Below are 17,323 nucleotides of genomic sequence, written 5' to 3'. Positions count from 1 at the left end.
GCGATTTGCCATAGCGGCCCCGCCTCCTGTGCCATAGACTGAAACCGTCATTCTTTGGCTTCGGGGGGAGTTCATGAGAAAGCTGCGGGTTTTCCGTTCTGTGAGGGAAGTTTTTGCAGGTGTCACCCGTCACTATTTCCAGCTCCTCTTCGTTGCCTGGCCGGCACTCGTTCTTCTGGCTGCCGGTTTTGCAATTCTCTATTGGTTGCTGGAAAGAGCCGGATATTCGACTCTGATCGAATTAACGCAAAGCAATCCTACGCAGGAACAGTTGGCGGAGGCATATGCTGCATTCGCAATTGCGTTTTCCATCCCTGGTTTGTTTGGCGTGTTGGCAATGAACCTGCTGGCGTCGGCGGCAATGGCCGTTCGCTGGCACCGCTTCGTTCTTCTCGGCGAGTCCCGCTCGATGCTGCTGCGTTCCGAAGATTTTCGTTACATCTGGGCGTCTATAAAGGTGGCTGTCCTGGCCGCAATCGTTATTGCGGCATTTGCGCTGGTGGGATTTGCAGCTTTTCTGGGGTTTGGCCACCTTGCGCCTCAGATCATTGGCCTCACTGCAGAAGAGACCATTCTGCGAGATACGGCGACTGTAGGGTTCACGGCCTTGTTGGCATTGTTCATCTTGTCGTCGGGAGCCCTTGCGATCGCCTTAATTTTTCGTATGGCGCTGGCGCTGCCGGGCGCAGCAGTAAGCAGGATGGGCATTGCTTCCGCGTTGCGAGAAACGCGGGGAAATAGTTGGCGCATACTCAGTTATGTTGTGCTCGTTTTTCTTGCGAGTGCGGCCTTCGCCTTCATCACCACTTTGGTAGTTAGTGTGATTCTGGGGGCGTTGGCTTCGATCGGCGGCGCGATGCTGACTATTTCATTGGTCGCTGGCACAACTTATGTCGCCGCCCTATACGCCTACCTCCTGATGCTCCAGGTCACCATGCTCTCCGTCGCCTACCGCGAGATCATCAGCCTGCCAGGCGAAGTGCCAGCTGAAGGCGCGCCGGAACCGTTCCCGGCCGCCTGATTGCGCTTCAGGCCCATTCTTTGTATGGTCCGCTCAGAAGGATCAGGAAAGATGCCGGGAGGCATCTAAGGGCTTGTTCTGTAAGCCTTTTTCGCAGCGGCATCCGGCCGCCGTCGCAATTCCCCGCGGGCAGCCTCATGTATGGGCAAAGTCCGTGGCCACGCGTAAAGGGATGATCCGAATGTCCGTACAGTCGAAGATCAAGCGCATAACCGTGCCGGAAATCCGCGCCCGCAAGGGCACCGAGCCCATCGTTTCGCTGACCGCCTATCACGCCCATACGGCCCGCTACATCGACCCCTATGTCGACTTCCTGCTGGTGGGCGACAGCCTCGGCATGGTCATGTACGGCATGGAGACGACGCTGGGCGTCACCCTCGACATGATGATCGCCCATGGCGCGGCGGTGGTGCGCGGCACCGAGCGCGCGCTGGTCGTGGTCGACATGCCCTTCGGCTCCTACGAGGAAAGCCCTGAAATCGCGTTCCGCAATGCTTGCCGCGTCATCAAGGAAACCGGCTGCACGGCCGTAAAGCTTGAAGGCGGCACCCGCATCGCCGAAACGATCCGTTATTTGAGCCTGCGCGGCATCCCGGTCATGGCCCATATCGGCCTGACGCCGCAGAACATCCAGGTGATGGGCGGCTTCAAGACGCAAGGCCGCGAGGAGGGCGAATGGGCCGCCATCGAGGCCGATGCCGCCGCCGTCGCCGAAGCGGGCGCTTTTGCGGTCGTGCTTGAGGGCATGGCCGAGCCGCTGGCCGCCCGCATCACCGGCCAGATCGACATCCCGACCATCGGCATCGGCGCCTCGCCCCATTGCGACGGCCAGATTCTGGTGCTGGAGGACATGTTGGGCCTGTCGCCGAAGCCGCCGAAATTCGTCCGCGAATTCGCCACGCTCGGGGCCCAGATCGCGGGTGCCGCCGAGGCCTATGCCCGCGCCGTCCGCGACCGCAGCTTCCCCGGCGTCGAAAACACCTACAGCATGAAAAAGGTAAAATAGCTCAATCTGTTGCGGGATATGGGCGGCTTGCCGGGCGGTTTGCCATTGGCGGTTTGCCGGGCTATTTTACGCGGCCTGCAAGGGGGCAGGTGCCGGGCATGAGGCTTTGCTCCCACGCCCACCGAATTCTCTCCGCGGAGTAATGTTTTGACCGATCTCTTTCGCGAAGTCGAAGAAGACCTTCGCCGCGAACAATTCAGCAAGCTTTGGGACAAATACGGCCTTCATCTCATTGCTGTCGCCGCCGGCATTGTATTGATCGCGGCAGCAATTATCGGCTGGCGCGCTTGGTCACATGCGCAAAAGGTTGAGTTTTCGGCACGCTTTGACGAGGTGGCAAGGCAGGCCGAGCGTGCCGCGCCCGACGAGGCGGCGTTGCTGTTCGGCGAATTGGCGGCCGGGACAACAGGCGGCTATGAAACACTGGCGCGGCTGCGGGAAGCCGCAGCCTTGCTCGAAGCCGGCGATCGCGCTGCGGCGCTGGCGGCTTACGAGCGTGTGGCCGCTCAGTCCGATGCCCCGGCGATCATGCGCGGCATGGCGCGCATCAAGGCGGCTTTCATCCTGGTCGATGAGGCCAGCTATGACGACATGAAGGCGCGTCTGCAGCCCCTGCTGGCTTCGTCTTCGCCCTGGCGCGAGAATGCGCTGGAGCTGCTGGCCTTGTCGGCAGCGAAGGCGGGCGTGTGGCAGGACGTCAACACGAACGCGCAGTCGATCATCGACAATCCGGCGACGCCACCGGGGCTTCGCGACCGCGCCCATGTGATGCAGGCGCTGGCGGCGCCTTATTTGCCGCGCGCCGGCGAACAGGCCGCGCCCGTGCCGGAAGAAGAAGCAGCGCAGCCGGCGCAAGCAGAAACGGTCGAACCAGGGCCGGACGCTCAGCAAGAGACGGAGTAATCGGAGATGACGGCGGAATTCATGTTGGCCGGCTCGAATGTGCATCGCTTTGGGGCCGTGCGCCGCAAGGCGCTTCGGTTCGCGATGCTGGGCCTTGCGATGGCCGGTCTGGCGGGCTGCGACACCGTGACGGGAATCTTCTCGTCCGACGACAAGGCCGTGCTGCCGGGTGAGCGTCTTTCGGTGATGGAACTTGGCGCCATGCTGGAAGTCGATCCGGCGGTTGCCGATGCACCGGTATTTCTGCCTTCGGCGCGTGCCAACACGGACTGGCCGCAGCCAGGCGGATTACCGGACAACGCACCGTCCCATCTCGTGGCACCGGGTTCACTGGAGCGGATCTGGTCGGTCAATGCCGGTTCCGGCTCATCGGGCGCCGCACGGCTGGTGGCCGTCCCGGTTATCGCCGCCGACAGAATCTTCGTGCTCGACGCGCGTGGCAGTGTCCGCGCCTTCGAGCGGCAGTCCGGCAAATCGGTCTGGACCGCATCGCTGGTCCCAGAAAAAGAGAATGCTGCCGAAGCGCGCGGTGGTGGTGTCGCCTGGGACAATGGCAAGCTTTTCGTGACCACCGGCTTTGGCAACGTCCACGCGCTTGACGCGGCCAGTGGCGCCGAGCTCTGGGTGCAGCCGATCGGCGATCCGTTCCGCGCCGCGCCCACGGCGACCGACGGGCGTGTTTTCGCCGTCACGGCCGACAATCAGATGATCTGCCTCTCGCAGGAGAGCGGCGACGTCTTGTGGCGTCATCGGGGCATCGTTGAAAGTGCCGGCATCCTGACCTCGACCAGCCCTGCCGTCTCGGGTGCGGTTGCCATCGCGCCCTATTCCTCGGGCGAACTTGTGGCGCTGCGTGTCGAAAACGGAACGCCGGTCTGGACCGATTCACTGACCCGCACCGGCAACGTCACCTCCTTGAGCGAACTCAATGACATCGCCGGCCGCCCCGTCATCGATGGTGATCGCGTTATCGCCATCAGCCATTCGGGTCGAATGGTGTCGATCGATCTGCGCACCGGCGAGCGCGTCTGGACGCGCGACATCGGCGGCGTACAGACGCCCTGGGTTGCCGGCGAGTTTATTTTCGTCGTCACCACGTCGCAGGAGCTGCTGGCGATTTCGCGTCGCGACGGCCGCATCCGCTGGATATCGGCGCTGCCGCGTTACAAGAACCCCGAAAAACGCACCGGCAACATCGAATGGAGCGGCCCGATCCTGATCAGCGAACGCCTGTTCCTTGTTTCCTCGGATGGCGCGGCCTTGGTGGTGTCACCGTTGACAGGTGAAATCGACAACCGTATTTCGCTGTCGGGTGGTTCGCTGATCCCGCCGATCGTCGCCGACGGCACGGTCTATGTCCTGACGGACAGCGCGTCGTTGATCGCCCTGCGTTAATGCCCGCTCTGGTGCGGGCGAGGTCCGGACGGCAGGCGCCGGCCGTGAGAAAGGCTGATTGACGTGTCATTCACGGTCGCCATTGTTGGTCGGCCCAATGTCGGCAAGTCCACGCTGTTCAACCGGCTGGTGGGCAAGAAGCTTGCATTGGTGGACGACACGCCCGGCGTCACGCGCGACCGGCGTGAAGGCGACGCGCAGCTCGGCGACCTCTCCTTCAAGGTTGTCGATACGGCGGGCCTCGAAGAGGCGACCGACGACAGTCTCGAGGCGCGCATGCGCCGCCAGACCGATCAGGCGATTGCCGAAGCCGATGTCTGCCTGCTGCTGATCGACGCCCGCGCCGGGGTCACGCCGCTCGACAAGCGCTTCGTGCAAATTCTTCGCAAGTCGCCGACGCCCGTCATTCTCGCTGCCAACAAATGCGAAGGCGGGGCAGGACAGGCCGGACGCATGGAGGCCTTCGAACTTGGCCTTGGCGCGCCGCTGCCGCTCTCGGCCGAGCATGGCGAGGGTCTGAGCGATCTTTACGACGCGCTGGCCGCTTTCGCCGATGGCTTTGCCGAGAACGACGAGGAACAGGCGCTGGAGGATGCGCTGGCCGAGGACGAAGCCGAGGGCTTCGATCCAGATGCACCCTATGAGGCCGATCTCGAAGCGCCCTTGCGCATCGCCATGGTCGGCCGCCCCAATGTCGGCAAGTCGACATTGGTCAATCATCTCCTTGGCGAAGACCGGATGCTGACCGGGCCGGAAGCCGGCATCACCCGCGACAGCATCGGCATCGAATGGCTCTGGCGCGGCCGCCGCGTCAAACTCTGGGACACCGCCGGCATGCGCCGCCGCGCCCGCGTCGTCGCCAAGCTCGAAAAGCTGTCGGTCGCCGACACGCTGCGCGCCATCCGCTTTGCCGAGGTCGTTGTCATCGTTCTCGACGCCAGCCAGCCCTTCGAGCGTCAGGATCTGCACATCGCCGATCTGGTTGAACAGGAAGGCCGCGGCCTCCTCATTGCCGTCAACAAATGGGACACGGTGACCGACACGCAGGCAACGCTGCGCATGTTGAAAGAAGAGTTGGAGCGTCTGCTGCCGCAGATCCGTGGCGTGCCGATCGTCACGCTTTCGGCGCTGACAGGCCGCGGCGCCGAAAAGCTGATGCCGGCGGTTGAACGCGTACACACCTTCTGGAATGCGCGCGTCTCGACGGCGAAGCTCAACCGCTGGCTGGAGGAAACCGTCTCCCGCCACCAGCCACCGGCCGCCAAGGGCCGCCCGGTCAATCTGAAATACATGTCGCAGGTGAAGTCGCGCCCGCCGACTTTTGCGGTCTTTTCAAGCCGCGCCGACGAAGTGCCCACCTCCTACCGCCGCTACCTGGTCAACGCCTTGCGCGAAACCTTCGACCTTCCGGGTGTTCCGATCCGTCTCTTCATGCGCAAGGGCAAGAACCCCTACGCAAAGAAGAAGTAGCGGTCGCGTCGGAGCGTCAACCCTACGCCTTCTCATACCGCACGATCTCGCCATTCTTCGTATAGGCCGGCGTCGACATTTCGATGAACAGCGGCACGAGGTCGGCAGGCCGGGTCAGCGTGGTCGGATCCTCGCCGGGCATCGCCTTCTTGCGCATCGCGGTGCGTGTCGGGCCGGGCGACAGCAGGTTGGCGCGCACCGTCGTCTTTTCCAGTTCCGCCGCCCATGTCTTGACCATCGCGTCGAGCGCCGCCTTGGTCACCGAATAGGCGCCCCAATAGGGCTGGCATTTCTGCGCCGCGCCGGAAGTCACAAAAACGGCGCGCCCCGCATCGGAGCGTTTCAGCAGCGGTTCGAACGAACGGATCATCCGGTAGTTGGCGGTCACATTGATGGCGAGCGTCTTGTCCCACTCCTTGGGATCCAAATGCGAAAGCGGTGTCAGCGTACCGAGCGAACCGGCATTTCCGATCAGGATGTCGAGCTTGCCCCAGCGCTCGAAGATCGTCGCCCCCAACCGGTCGATGCCGGCAAGATCGGTCAGATCGAGCGGCACCAGCGTGGCCTTGCCGCCGACTTTCCGGATTTCGTCGTCGACCTCCTCGAGCCCGCCCACCGTGCGCGCAACGAGCACGACATGCGCGCCCTCCGCCGCCATACCCAGCGCCACCGCGCGTCCGATGCCGCGCGATGCGCCGGTGATCACCGCCAGGCGGTCCTGCAAACGTCCACTCATGATCTTTGAATACTCAGGCTATTTCGGCGAGCAACGACAATTGCGTTGTCCGCTGCTCGCCGTCTCGGTCGAGAAGCGGCGTCGGATAGTCGCCGGTGAAACAATGATCCGTCAATTGCGGGTGGTCCTGGTCGCGATGGGCAAAGCCCATGGCGCGATAGAGCCCGTCGACGGAGATGAAGGCGAGGCTGTCGACCCCGATATAGGCGCGCATGCCTTCGAGATCGTAGTTGGCGGCCAGAAGCTGCTGCCGCTCCGGCGTGTCGATGCCGTAGAAATCCGGATGCGTGATCGGCGGACTGGCGATGCGCATATGCACCTCGCGCGCGCCCGCCTCGTACATCATCTTGACGATCTTGACCGACGTCGTGCCGCGCACCACGCTGTCGTCGACGAGCACAATGCGTTTGCCTTCGACAATCGCGCGATTGGCATTGTGTTTGAGTTTGACGCCGAGCTGGCGGATATGCTGCGTCGGCTCGATGAAGGTCCGCCCCACATAATGGTTGCGGATAATGCCGAGCTCGAACGGGATGCCCGACTGTGCGGCAAAGCCGATCGCCGCCGGCACGCCCGAATCCGGCACCGGGATGACGACATCCGCATCGACGGCGGATTCGATCGCCAGTTCCTGGCCGAGCCGCTTGCGCACATTGTAGACGCTCTTGCCGCCGACAATGCTGTCGGGCCGCGCGAAATAGATGTACTCGAAAACGCAAGGCCGTACCTGCTGCGGCGGGAAGGGGCGGATGGATTCGATGCCGTCCTTGGTCGCCACCACGATCTCGCCGGGCTCGATCTCGCGCACGAACTCGGCGCCGATAATGTCGAGCGCCACCGTTTCCGAACAGAGGATCGGCGCGCCGGCAAGCTGCCCCAGAATGAGCGGCCGGATGCCGAGCGGGTCGCGCGCCCCGATCAGCTTCTTGTTGGTCAGCACCACCAGCGCATAGGCGCCCTCGATCTGCGCCAGCGCATCGACGAAGCGTTCCATCACACGCGGTTTCCGGCTTTGTGCCACCAATTGCAGGATGGTTTCGGTGTCCGACGTCGACTGGAAGATCGCGCCCCCGCGCACCAGCTCGTTGCGAAGCGTGATGGCGTTGGTCAGATTGCCGTTATGCGCCACCGCGAAACCGCCGCCATAGAGATCGGCGAAAAGCGGCTGCACATTGCGCAGCACCGTCTCGCCGGTCGTCGAATAGCGCACATGGCCGATGGCCATGTCGCCCTTGAGGCGATCGATGACCTTGGCCGAGGAAAAATGATCGCCGACAAGGCCGATCCGCCGCTCCGAATGAAAATGCTCACCATCATAGGCGACGATACCGGCCGCTTCCTGGCCGCGATGCTGCAGCGCGTGCAGGCCGAGAGCCGTCAGCGCGGCCGAGTCGGGATGGCCGAACACCCCAAACACGCCACACTCCTCGCGGGGACGGTCATCCGCCAGATCGTCATCGGTGATGAAGCGGGACACGCGTGGCGGCATGGATTCAGGCGTAGGAAACGAAAAGGGGAGCTGCAACTGCTCGGGCATCGACGGGACTCCGCGCTGGCCTCCGGAGGAAACGGGCCGCCCGAACGACATCGGGCCACCCAACGGGTCGGCATTCACTCCCCGGTCGTGTTCTCGAAAAGTCGATCGAGCCCCCTCCGTTCGGTCGGGTTATACCCCGGCCCATTTGCCCTGTCAGCGCCTGAATTGACAGGTCCGTCGCGGGGCGCGGGCTCCGCCTGCGGTATCGGCGCCGGCGCGCGCGCTGGCGCTGTCTCGACCGGCCGGTTTTCGCTGGTCGGTGCCAGCGAAAACAGCAGGCTGGCCGTGCTTTCGACCGTCGGTTTGAACCGCGCGTCGCGGATCCAGTCCGGGTGATCGTCCGGATTCGGCACCAGCCAGACGAAAAACAGATAGGCGACGGTGACAATCAGAAGGCCCCGCGCCAGCCCGAACAGAAGGCCCAGCGTCCGGTCCATCAGCGAGGCCCGGTCGTGAATATCCATCAGCGCGTCCGACCAGCGCGCCGTCAGCGCCGCCACCAGCAGGTAGCCGGCCAGGAACACGACCAGCGCCGCCACCACGGCGGCGAGCCAGGGCGAGGTGATGAATTTGGCGAAATAGGGTGCGACATAGGGGAAGAGCCACAGCGCCGCCAGCGCCCCGGCCACCCAGGCCACGATCGACAGCATTTCGTTGGTGAAACCGCGCAGCAGCGCCAGCACACTCGAAATCAGCAGAACCGCAATGACGATACCGTCGAACAGCGTCAAATCACTCTCCCATAACAGCCGCAGCCTATCACATTTCGCCGCCGCGCCGTTTGGCGCCGGATTTGGTCGCCAGATGGGCAATTAGACCCTGAAGGTCCGAAATTTCGGTGAAGGCGAGCCCGGTCCCGGGCCGCGACCTGGCCGCCATGGCGGGCAGGATGGCGCGCAAAAACCCGAGCTTTTCCGCCTCTTTCAGCCGCGTTTCCATCTGGTTGACCGGCCGGACGGCGCCGGAAAGGCTGATTTCGCCGAAAATCACGCAATCGGAAGGCAGCGGCTGGCCGGTAACCGACGAAATCAGTGCCGCCGCCACGGCCAGATCGGCCGCCGGCTCGTTGATCCGGAGGCCGCCGGCCACATTGAGGTAAACATCCTGCCCCCCCAGCGTCAGCCCGCAACGGGCCTCCAGCACCGCCAGCACCATCGACAGCCGGCCGCCATCCCAGCCCACCACGGCCCGGCGCGGCGTCCCCAATGCGCTTTTGCCGACCAGCGCCTGGATTTCGACCAGCACCGGCCGTGTCCCCTCGATCCCGGCAAAGACCGCCGAACCGCTGGTCTCCCCGTCGCGCTCGCCGAGAAAGAGGGCAGACGGATTGGGCACTTCGGCCAGACCCTTTTCGCCCATCTCGAAAACGCCGATCTCGTTGGCCGGCCCGAAGCGGTTCTTGACCGCCCGGAGAATGCGGAACTGGTGCCCGCGCTCGCCCTCAAAATAGATCACTGCATCGACCATATGCTCGACGACGCGCGGCCCGGCGATCTGCCCTTCCTTGGTCACATGGCCGACCAGGATCACCGCCGTTCCGTGCCGCTTGGCGAAGCGCACCAGCTCCTGCGCCGAGGCGCGCACCTGCGCCACCGTGCCCGGCGCCGAATCGAGCGCTTCGGTCCACATGGTCTGGATCGAATCGATGACGACCACATCGGGCGGCGTCCCGCTTTCCAGCGTGCCGAGAATGTCCTTGAGGTTGGTCTCGGCGCCGAGCTGTACCGGCGCTTCCCCAAGCCCCAGCCGCCGCGCCCGCATCCTGACCTGCGCGATCGCCTCTTCGCCGGAAATATAGATCGCGCGCCCACCCTTGACCGCCAGCGCCGCCATCGCCTGCAGCAGCAGCGTCGACTTGCCGATCCCCGGATCGCCGCCGATCAGCACCGCCGATCCCGGCACCAGCCCGCCGCCGGTCACCCGGTCGAATTCGGCCATGCCGGTGATGTGGCGCGGCGGGTCTGCCGTCTCGCCGCTCATTTCGACGAGTTCGATCCGCCGTCCCTTGGCCCGGCCGCCGGCCTTGGCCGGCCCGGCGCCGATGCCGGCGCTCGCGCCGGCTTCCTCGACGATGGTGTTCCACTCGCCGCAGGCCTCGCAGCGTCCCGACCAGCGCGGCGAGGCCGCGCCGCAGGACTGGCAGACGAAATTGCGCGATGCCTTGGCCATGGGGGATTTCCGAATGCCCTACAAAATCAGAAACAAAACGTCATTGCGAGGAGCGAAGCGACGAAGCAATCCAGAAGCCGCACGCTCGGAACTTGCCGCTTGTGGATTGCTTCGCTCCCTGACGGTCGCTCGCAATGACGACCGTGGAGGGAGACCCCTCAGGGCTTCAGCACATCCATGCCGATCGGCCCTTCGGCGCGGCCGTGAATGAACTGGTCGACATAATCGTTGCCGCTCTTGTCGATATCGGCGCGCAGCCCGTCCCAGATGATCTTGCCCTTGTAGATCATCGCCACCCGGTCGGCGATCTTCCTGACGCTCGCCATGTCATGCGTGATCGACAGCGTCGTCGCGCCGAGTTCCTTCACCCGGTCGACGATCAGCTGATTGATGACATCGGCCGTGATCGGGTCGAGCCCGGTCGTCGGCTCGTCGAAGAAAATGATTTCCGGATCGGCGGCGATGGCGCGCGCCAGGCCGACGCGCTTCTGCATGCCGCCCGACAATTCGGCCGGATAGAGCTCGCCGACTTCCGGTCCGAGCCCCACTTTCGCCAGCTTCTCGATGGCGATGTCCTTGGCCGCCTTGCGCTTCATGCGCCGGCCCTGAATGAGGCCGAAAGCGACATTCTCCCAGACCGCCAGACTGTCGAACAGCGCCGCACCCTGAAACAGCATGCCGAACTTGCGCAGCGACTTCTCGCGCTCGCTCTGGTCCATCTTCAGGACATTCTTGCCGTCGACGAAAATCTCGCCGCGGTCAGGGCGGATGATGCCGAGCACGCATTTGATCATCACCGACTTGCCGGTGCCCGAGCCGCCGATGACGACAAGCGACTGGCCTTTCGGCACCGTCAGGTTGATGCCGTCCAGCACCACCTTCGAGCCGAAGCGCTTGTGGACATTCCTGAGTTCGATCTTGGCATCGCTCATTGCGGCCTCCTCAATTCGCGAACAGCAGCGACGTCATCACATAGTTCGCCGCGAGGATGAGGATGGAGGCGCTGACCACCGCATTGGTCGTGGCCCGGCCGACGCCCTGTGCGCCGCCTTTCGAATGGAAGCCGTGAAAACAGCCCATGGTGGCGATGATGAAACCGAACACGCCCGCCTTGATCAGGCCCGATGTCACGTCGCTGAGCTTCAGGAAGTCCACCGTGTTCTTGATATAGACGCCGGCATTGAAATCGAGCGTCGAGGTGCCGACCACAAAGCCGCCCATGATGCCGATGATATCGGCAAAGAAGACCAGGATCGGCAGCGTGACGACGGCGGCGACGACACGCGGCACCACCAGATATTTGTACGGATTGGTCGACAGCGTCGTCAGCGCGTCGATCTGCTCGGTGACCCGCATCGTCCCGAGTTCGGCCGCGATCGCCGCCGACACGCGCCCGGCCACCATCAGCCCGCCAAGCACGGGGCCCAACTCGCGGGTAATGCCGAGTGCCACGATCGAGGCGACGATCGATTCCGAGTTGAATTCGTTGCCGCCATAATAGATCTGCAGGGCCAGCGCGCCGCCGGTGAAGAAGGCGGTCAGCGCCACCACCGGCAGCGAGAAATAGCCGATTCGCATCATCTGCTGTGCGGTCAGGCGCCAGAAGAAGGGCGGCCGGATGATATGGCTGACGGCCTGCCAGACGAACAGCGCCAGCCGGCCGATCTCGGCAAGCAGCGCCAGCACGACCCGGCCGATAATCGTGAAGAAAGTCAAATCGGCCCCCCGGGCTCGTCGCTCGCGCCGTGGGCTTCGGATACATAGCGCCGCATGTATCGCCGCCCGAGGCTGGTGAGAATCTCGTAGCCGATGGTCCCGGCCCGGAGGCCGACATCGTCCACGCTAATATTGGGGCCGATCAGTTCGGCCATGTCGCCGCGGCGGATCAGCCCTTCCGGAACGGCGCTGACATCGACCGCCAGCATGTCCATCGAGACTCGCCCCGCAACCGGCACAGTGTACCCGGCAATATGCGCCTGTCCGCCCTTTTCTTGCGCTTTTTCGCCCGAGGTCCGGCCGAGCGCCCGCAAATAGCCATCGGCATAGCCGGCGGCCAGAACGGCGATGCGGGCAGGGCCCCTGGCCCGCCAGCTGGCGCTGTAGCCGACCGCGTCGCCGGCTGAAAGCTGCCGCAGCGCGATCACCCGTGCCTCGACCGTCACTGCCGGGCGAAACGGGGCGGCTCGGCCCGTCAGCGGATTGCCGCCGTAAAGCCCGACGCCCGGCCGCACCAGATCGAAATGATAATCGGGCCCGAGAAACACCCCCGGCGAATTGGCGAGGCTGATCCGCGCCGCCGGAAAGCGCGGCCGCAGCAGGTCGAGCACCGTGCGGAAGAGGCCGAGCTGCGCCGCGTTCTGCGGATGCGCGGCATCGTCGGCGCAGGCGAGATGGCTCATGATCAGCCGCACATCGACGCCGGCGCTGAGCGCCCCCTCTTCGGCGATGGCGGCAGCGTCGGCGGCGCTCATGCCGAGCCGGTTGAGGCCGCTGTCGAAATGCAGCGCCGCCGGCAGGCGCGTGCCCGCGCGTGCCGCCTCGGCGCGCCATTCGGCAAGCTCGTCGATCGAGGCAAGGCAGGGCACGAGCCCCGCCTCGCGGTAAAGCGCCGCCGTGCCGGGAAAGAGCCCGTTGAGCACATAGATGGTGACGCCGGGCAGAGCAGCGCGCAGCGCCGCGCCCTCCCGCGCCTCGGCGACGAAAAAGCTGCCGCAGCCTTCCGCCGCCAGCCGCCGCGCCACCGGCACCATGCCGAGCCCATAGGCATCGGCTTTGACCACGGCGCCCGCCTCGGCGCCCGGCGCCGTCGCCTTGACGATGTTGTAATTGGCCGCCACCGCATCGAGATCGACCGTCAGCACGCCGCCCGCCGCCGCCAGCGCGGCCGCGTCGGGTCTGCTCGGAACGGGGGAGGACGATGAGGGCAGGGCGCGCCCCTCCTGGTCGCGGACGGTGAAACGGCCGCGATCATAGAAGGAAGGCGCGCCCGGCGAAACCCGGCCTCGCGCGAAGCGGTTAACGCCTCACTTGTAGACGAATTCCGGCCCGTCGAGATCGATCGCCGGCAGCTCGTCCTTCTCGCGCCAGTAATCCTGCGTGTGTTCCCATTCGGGCTTGTCGCCGCGCTTGGGCATCAGATGCATCGAGCGCATCAGATAGCCCGGATTGAAATTCTCCGGGTCGATCCAGGGCTTGAGCTCCATGTCCTTGTCTTCGGGCCGCAGCATCGGCGTCACGCTCCGGGCCTGCCGCTTGCCCATATGATTGAGCAGCCGGCAGACGAAATCGCCAAGGAGATCGACGCGCAGCGTCCAGCTCGCCCGGAAATAGCCGAACACCCAGACCAGATTGGGCACGCCGGTGAACATCATGCCGCGATAGGTGACGGTATCGGCGAAGTCGAGCGCCTTGTCGTCGATCTCGAACTGGATGTCGCCAAGCACCGAAAGGTTGAAGCCGGTCGCGGTCACGATGATGTCGGCTTCGAGCTCCTTGCCGGATTTCAGCAAAATGCCCTTTTCGGTGAAGCGCTCGATCTCGTCGGTGACGACGCTCGCCTTGCCGGACGCGATGCCCTGGAAGATGTCGCCATCGGGCACGAAGGCGATGCGCTGGCGCCACGGCCGGTAGCGCGGCGTGAAATGTTCCTTCACCGTCTCTTCGGGCAGGAACATGCCGACCGCCGCCAGCAGCTCCTCGGTCACCGCCGCCGGCTCTTCGAACGAGCGCCGCGTGAACTCGGCCTGATCGAACAGGATCTGCCGCCGCGTGATCTCGTGAATCCAGTTTTCGTCGATGCCGAGCACGCGCAGCTGGTCGGCCAGCACGTTTTCGTTGCGCCCCGGAATGAAATAGGTCGGCGAGCGCTGCAACAGCGTCACATGGGAACAGTCCCCGGCAATCGCCGGCACCAGCGTCGCCGCCGTCGCGCCCGAGCCGATCACCAGCACATGCTTGCCCTTGTAGTCGAGATCTTCGGGCCATGTCTGCGGATGGACGATCCGTCCACGGAACTTGTCCATGCCGGGCCATTCCGGCGTATAGCCCTCCGAATGGCGGTAATAGCCCTGGCACATCCAGAGGAAATTGGCCGTGAAACGCGCCGTCGCGCCGGTATCGCTGCGCAGGGCGTCGATGGTCCACAGATTGTCCGCGCTCGACCAGCGCGCCGAAACGATCCGGTGGTGATAGCGGATATGGCGCGCCAGATCGTTTTCCTCGATCACCTCGCCCATATATTTGAGAATTTCCTCGGCCGAGGCGATCGGGGCGCTGGTCCATGGCTTGAAGCGATAGCCGAAGGTGAAGAGGTCGCTGTCGGAGCGGATGCCCGGATAGCGATGCATGTGCCAGGTGCCGCCGAAACTGTCGAGCCCTTCGAGAATGACGAATTTCTTGTCCGGGCATTGCTCTTTCAGGTGATAGGCCGCCCCGATGCCGGAAATGCCGGCGCCCGCGACCAGCACGTCGAAATGTTCGACATCCTTCGTCGCCGCGCCCGCCGGCTGCGGCCTTGTCAGTGTGTCCGTCCCAGTCATTTCCCGGTCTCTCTTTCTTGGCGGCGCTTCTGATCTGTCGCCGAATGTCCCTGCGCCTATCTTGGGGCCGGGAAATCTAGGGTCAATACCCTAATCCGGTCCGGCGCCGATCAAATTGCCGCATGCGCGCCCGGGTCGCAGCCGGGGCGGGAAGCGATTCCGCCCGCGGCGCCGGGCCGAATCGCCTCGGTTTCAACGCCGCTGACCAACAACTTCTTAACAAAACGGTCGGATAATCGGTGGTGCCTTTGGAGCGTCCCGCAATGTACCGGAAATCGCCAAATCAGAGATGGATCATGCGGCTGGCAGCATCTCTGCTCACCGGCGTGGTCGCTTTGGCGTCCGGTGCCGCACTGTCGGCTGACGCCGCCGGCGCGCCGGTCGCGGCGCCGAAGACATTCGAGCCCGGCGACCGCATGTCGCTGGCGGATGGCTGGACCGTCTATCGCGACGCGATCGTACCGGCCGAACGCTTCGCCGCCGCAGGCTGTCTTCTGCCCGATCCCGCCCTGGCGGCCAAACCGGTTTCGCTTCCCGACATCTGGGGCCCGGCGCTGACGGCCGATGTCACGACCGGTCATGGCGTCGCCACCTATTGCATCGATCTCGTCCTGCCGCAGACCTCGCAATTCCTGGCTCTCTCGATGGGCACGACGCGCTCGATCTACGCGATCCATGCGGTGGCGAAAGCGGCCGATGGCTCTGTCCGTGATCATCTGCTGCATCAGAACGGCGACCCGGCGCGGGCGCAACAGCTTGTCGCCAACAACCCGACCGCGCCGGTCATTGCGCTGCCGCACGATCTGCGGCAGTTCCGGCTGGTCGTCCAGCTGGCCAACCATGTCCACAAGCAGGGCGGCATTGTCGATGTGCCGCGGATCGGCTTCCTGCAGGAAATGGATTCGATGCAGCGCCGCGCCAGCGCGCTGCCGACGGCGATCGTGCTGGTGATGCTGGTGGTCGCCGCCGCCACGCTGGTCGTCGGCCGTTCCTATGATCGCTACGGCGGCCATGTCATCTTCGCGGGGCTGGCCGCCGCCACCGCTTTCCGCGTCTTCTTCGTCAGCAATCTGGTCTGGGACTATCTGCCGGAGTTTTCGGAAGCGCGCAAATACGATCTCGAATATCTCTCGCTGTTCCTGATCGCGCCGGCCTATTACGCCTTCATCTTCTATCTTTTCCGCGACGGCCGCGTCTTGTGGATCGACAAGCTGATCTATGCGGTCTCGGCGGCCTTCTGCCTCTTTGCCCTTGTCGGCGCGCCGTTCTTTGCGCCCGGCACGATCACGCTGCTGCGCGAGCCCTTTCAGCTGCTCTGGGCCGTCATCGCGCTCAGTCTCGGCACGACGCTCGTGCGCACCTTGCTGCTGCAGAGAAACGCGCGCCGGGATGCGCTGGTCGTTCTGGTCGCGGCCGCCGCCACCTTCGGCTACGAAGTCCTGTCGAGCATGAAGGTCGTCACCTCCTCGATGGAACTGTCGAGCCTGCTGATCATCTTCGTGACGACCCTGCATGTACGCGCCTTCGTCCTGAAATTCCGCCGCACCGAACGCGAGCGCGACGAGCTGACGCATAACCTCAAGGAAGCCAACACCGTTCTCGCGGCGCGCGCCGACGAACTGGGCCGCACATTGCAGCTGGCCGAACAGGCCTCGCGCGCCAAGACCGAATTCCTGGCGACGATGAGCCATGAACTGCGCACGCCGCTGAACGCGATCATCGGCTTTTCCGAAATCATGAAGCACGAAATGTTCGGCCCCCTCGGCAATGCCAGATATGCGGACTATGCGAAGGACATCAACGAGAGCGGCAGTCATCTTCTCGACCTTGTCAGCGACATCCTCGACATCTCGCGCGTCGAATCCGGCACCGACTCGCTCAATGAAGAGGAAGTCCGCGTCGAGAAAGTCGCCCGTCAGGTGCTCGACACGGTGAAGCTGAAAGCCGAAAGAGCGGGTGTCGCCTGTCGCATCGAGATGCCGGCCGGCCTGCCGTCCGTCCGCGCCGACGAACGCAAGATCCGTCAGATCGTCACCAACCTCGTCGGCAATGCGATCAAGTTCAACGTTCCCGGCGGCACGGTCGCCGTGACGCTCGCCTGCGACGCCGGCGGCTACAGCATCGCCGTCTCTGACACCGGCATCGGCATTGCGCAGCACGACATCCCGAAGGCGCTCTCCCGCTTCGGCCAGGTCGAGGGCCATCTCAGCCGTACTTATGAAGGCCTCGGACTCGGTCTCTCGATCGTGCAGTCGCTCACGGATCAGCATGGCGGCCGCCTCGCCCTCGAAAGCGAGCCGGGACGCGGCACCATCGTCACCGTCATCCTGCCGCCCGGGCGCTGCCGCTTCGAGCATGCCCGCGCCGTCGCTGGCGCCGGCTGAAGCCCGCCGCCGCGGCGGCTTGTTTGAGAAGCGCCGCCAGTCTGTGTTTGTTGCCCAAGGGAAGCGCCGGCGCTGCTGTTGCTGCCTGAAACGGAGAATTTCTTTACCGGTGGCGGCCTAATCTGAATGCTGGAGGTCGCTTGGCGCCGATGGTGGCGTCGGGA

General features: G+C 64.4%; 14 protein-coding genes. 6 read left to right on the top strand and 8 right to left on the bottom strand.

The genetic code is table 11. The annotated features are described in order from the left end of the window. Positions 1 to 73: 73 nt before the first annotated feature. From Q7V31_RS05060 to der, 5 genes are all read left to right on the top strand, one after another. The gene (locus Q7V31_RS05060) at positions 74 to 1,021 is read left to right on the top strand and encodes a hypothetical protein (protein WP_304732764.1); all 948 of its coding nucleotides are present in this window, start codon (positions 74 to 76) and stop codon (positions 1,019 to 1,021) included. A 181-nt stretch (positions 1,022 to 1,202) separates the two neighbouring features. Continuing rightward, the gene (gene panB / locus Q7V31_RS05055; protein WP_304732763.1) at positions 1,203 to 2,027 is read left to right on the top strand and encodes a 3-methyl-2-oxobutanoate hydroxymethyltransferase; all 825 of its coding nucleotides are present in this window, start codon (positions 1,203 to 1,205) and stop codon (positions 2,025 to 2,027) included. Positions 2,028 to 2,174: 147 nt separating this feature from the next. Next, on the top strand, positions 2,175 to 2,930 hold the full coding sequence (locus Q7V31_RS05050; RefSeq protein WP_304732762.1) for a tetratricopeptide repeat protein: 756 nt from the start codon (positions 2,175 to 2,177) through the stop codon (positions 2,928 to 2,930). A gap of 6 nt (positions 2,931 to 2,936) precedes the next feature. After that, positions 2,937 to 4,325, top strand: coding sequence for a PQQ-like beta-propeller repeat protein (locus Q7V31_RS05045; protein WP_304732760.1), 1,389 nt, complete (start codon positions 2,937 to 2,939; stop codon positions 4,323 to 4,325). A gap of 63 nt (positions 4,326 to 4,388) precedes the next feature. Continuing rightward, positions 4,389 to 5,795, top strand: a complete 1,407-nt coding sequence (der, locus tag Q7V31_RS05040) for a ribosome biogenesis GTPase Der (protein ID WP_304732759.1) — start codon at positions 4,389 to 4,391, stop codon at positions 5,793 to 5,795. Between the two features lie 22 nt (positions 5,796 to 5,817). Here the strand turns inward: der and Q7V31_RS05035 are convergent, their stop codons facing one another. The 8 genes from Q7V31_RS05035 to Q7V31_RS05000 form a co-directional block, all read right to left on the bottom strand. After that, on the bottom strand, positions 5,818 to 6,531 hold the full coding sequence (locus Q7V31_RS05035) for an SDR family NAD(P)-dependent oxidoreductase (RefSeq protein WP_304732757.1): 714 nt from the start codon (positions 6,529 to 6,531) through the stop codon (positions 5,818 to 5,820). A 13-nt stretch (positions 6,532 to 6,544) separates the two neighbouring features. Continuing rightward, positions 6,545 to 8,020, bottom strand: coding sequence for an amidophosphoribosyltransferase (gene purF / locus Q7V31_RS05030; RefSeq protein ID WP_304733943.1), 1,476 nt, complete (start codon positions 8,018 to 8,020; stop codon positions 6,545 to 6,547). Between the two features lie 122 nt (positions 8,021 to 8,142). Next, positions 8,143 to 8,799 (bottom strand): CvpA family protein, encoded by a 657-nt coding sequence (locus Q7V31_RS05025; protein WP_304732755.1) that lies wholly within the window; start codon positions 8,797 to 8,799, stop codon positions 8,143 to 8,145. Positions 8,800 to 8,827: 28 nt separating this feature from the next. Further along, positions 8,828 to 10,237, bottom strand: coding sequence for a DNA repair protein RadA (gene radA, locus Q7V31_RS05020; protein WP_304732754.1), 1,410 nt, complete (start codon positions 10,235 to 10,237; stop codon positions 8,828 to 8,830). Between the two features lie 158 nt (positions 10,238 to 10,395). Continuing rightward, positions 10,396 to 11,169, bottom strand: coding sequence for an ABC transporter ATP-binding protein (locus tag Q7V31_RS05015; protein WP_304732753.1), 774 nt, complete (start codon positions 11,167 to 11,169; stop codon positions 10,396 to 10,398). Between the two features lie 10 nt (positions 11,170 to 11,179). Further along, positions 11,180 to 11,953: an ABC transporter permease gene (locus tag Q7V31_RS05010; RefSeq protein WP_304732751.1), complete on the bottom strand. Its 774-nt coding sequence runs from the start codon at positions 11,951 to 11,953 to the stop codon at positions 11,180 to 11,182. Next, positions 11,950 to 13,098, bottom strand: a complete 1,149-nt coding sequence (alr, locus tag Q7V31_RS05005) for an alanine racemase (protein WP_304732750.1) — start codon at positions 13,096 to 13,098, stop codon at positions 11,950 to 11,952. Before alr ends, Q7V31_RS05010 begins: the two co-directional genes overlap by 4 nt. Positions 13,099 to 13,260: 162 nt before the next feature. Beyond that, complete coding sequence (locus Q7V31_RS05000; RefSeq protein ID WP_304732748.1) at positions 13,261 to 14,775, bottom strand: NAD(P)/FAD-dependent oxidoreductase; 1,515 nt, start codon at positions 14,773 to 14,775, stop codon at positions 13,261 to 13,263. A gap of 296 nt (positions 14,776 to 15,071) precedes the next feature. Here Q7V31_RS05000 and Q7V31_RS04995 point away from each other — a divergent pair, with 296 nt between their 5' ends. After that, positions 15,072 to 17,159 carry a HAMP domain-containing sensor histidine kinase gene (locus tag Q7V31_RS04995; RefSeq protein ID WP_304732747.1) on the top strand — a complete coding sequence of 696 codons (2,088 nt, stop codon included), beginning with the start codon at positions 15,072 to 15,074 and terminating at the stop codon, positions 17,157 to 17,159. Positions 17,160 to 17,323: the final 164 nt, after the last annotated feature.

The sequence above is a fragment of the Parvibaculum sp. genome, assembly GCF_030651915.1.
In the GTDB taxonomy this organism is placed as follows: Bacteria; Pseudomonadota; Alphaproteobacteria; order Parvibaculales; family Parvibaculaceae; genus Parvibaculum.
Note: the sequence above shows the minus strand (reverse complement) of the source record. Positions and strands in the feature narration are given on the sequence as shown.

What these genes read in the sequence shown, in the direction of transcription:
- Q7V31_RS05015 (WP_304732753.1), bottom strand. Translation starts at nt 11,169, where the DNA reads ATGAGCGATGCCAAGATCGAACTCAGGAATGTCCACAAGCGCTTCGGC.
- Q7V31_RS05035 (WP_304732757.1), bottom strand. Translation starts at nt 6,531, where the DNA reads ATGAGTGGACGTTTGCAGGACCGCCTGGCGGTGATCACCGGCGCATCG.
- purF (WP_304733943.1), bottom strand. Translation starts at nt 8,020, where the DNA reads ATGCCGCCACGCGTGTCCCGCTTCATCACCGATGACGATCTGGCGGAT.
- Q7V31_RS05045 (WP_304732760.1), top strand. Translation starts at nt 2,937, where the DNA reads ATGACGGCGGAATTCATGTTGGCCGGCTCGAATGTGCATCGCTTTGGG.
- radA (WP_304732754.1), bottom strand. Translation starts at nt 10,237, where the DNA reads ATGGCCAAGGCATCGCGCAATTTCGTCTGCCAGTCCTGCGGCGCGGCC.
- Q7V31_RS04995 (WP_304732747.1), top strand. Translation starts at nt 15,072, where the DNA reads ATGCGGCTGGCAGCATCTCTGCTCACCGGCGTGGTCGCTTTGGCGTCC.
- panB (WP_304732763.1), top strand. Translation starts at nt 1,203, where the DNA reads ATGTCCGTACAGTCGAAGATCAAGCGCATAACCGTGCCGGAAATCCGC.
- Q7V31_RS05060 (WP_304732764.1), top strand. Translation starts at nt 74, where the DNA reads ATGAGAAAGCTGCGGGTTTTCCGTTCTGTGAGGGAAGTTTTTGCAGGT.
- Q7V31_RS05000 (WP_304732748.1), bottom strand. Translation starts at nt 14,775, where the DNA reads ATGACTGGGACGGACACACTGACAAGGCCGCAGCCGGCGGGCGCGGCG.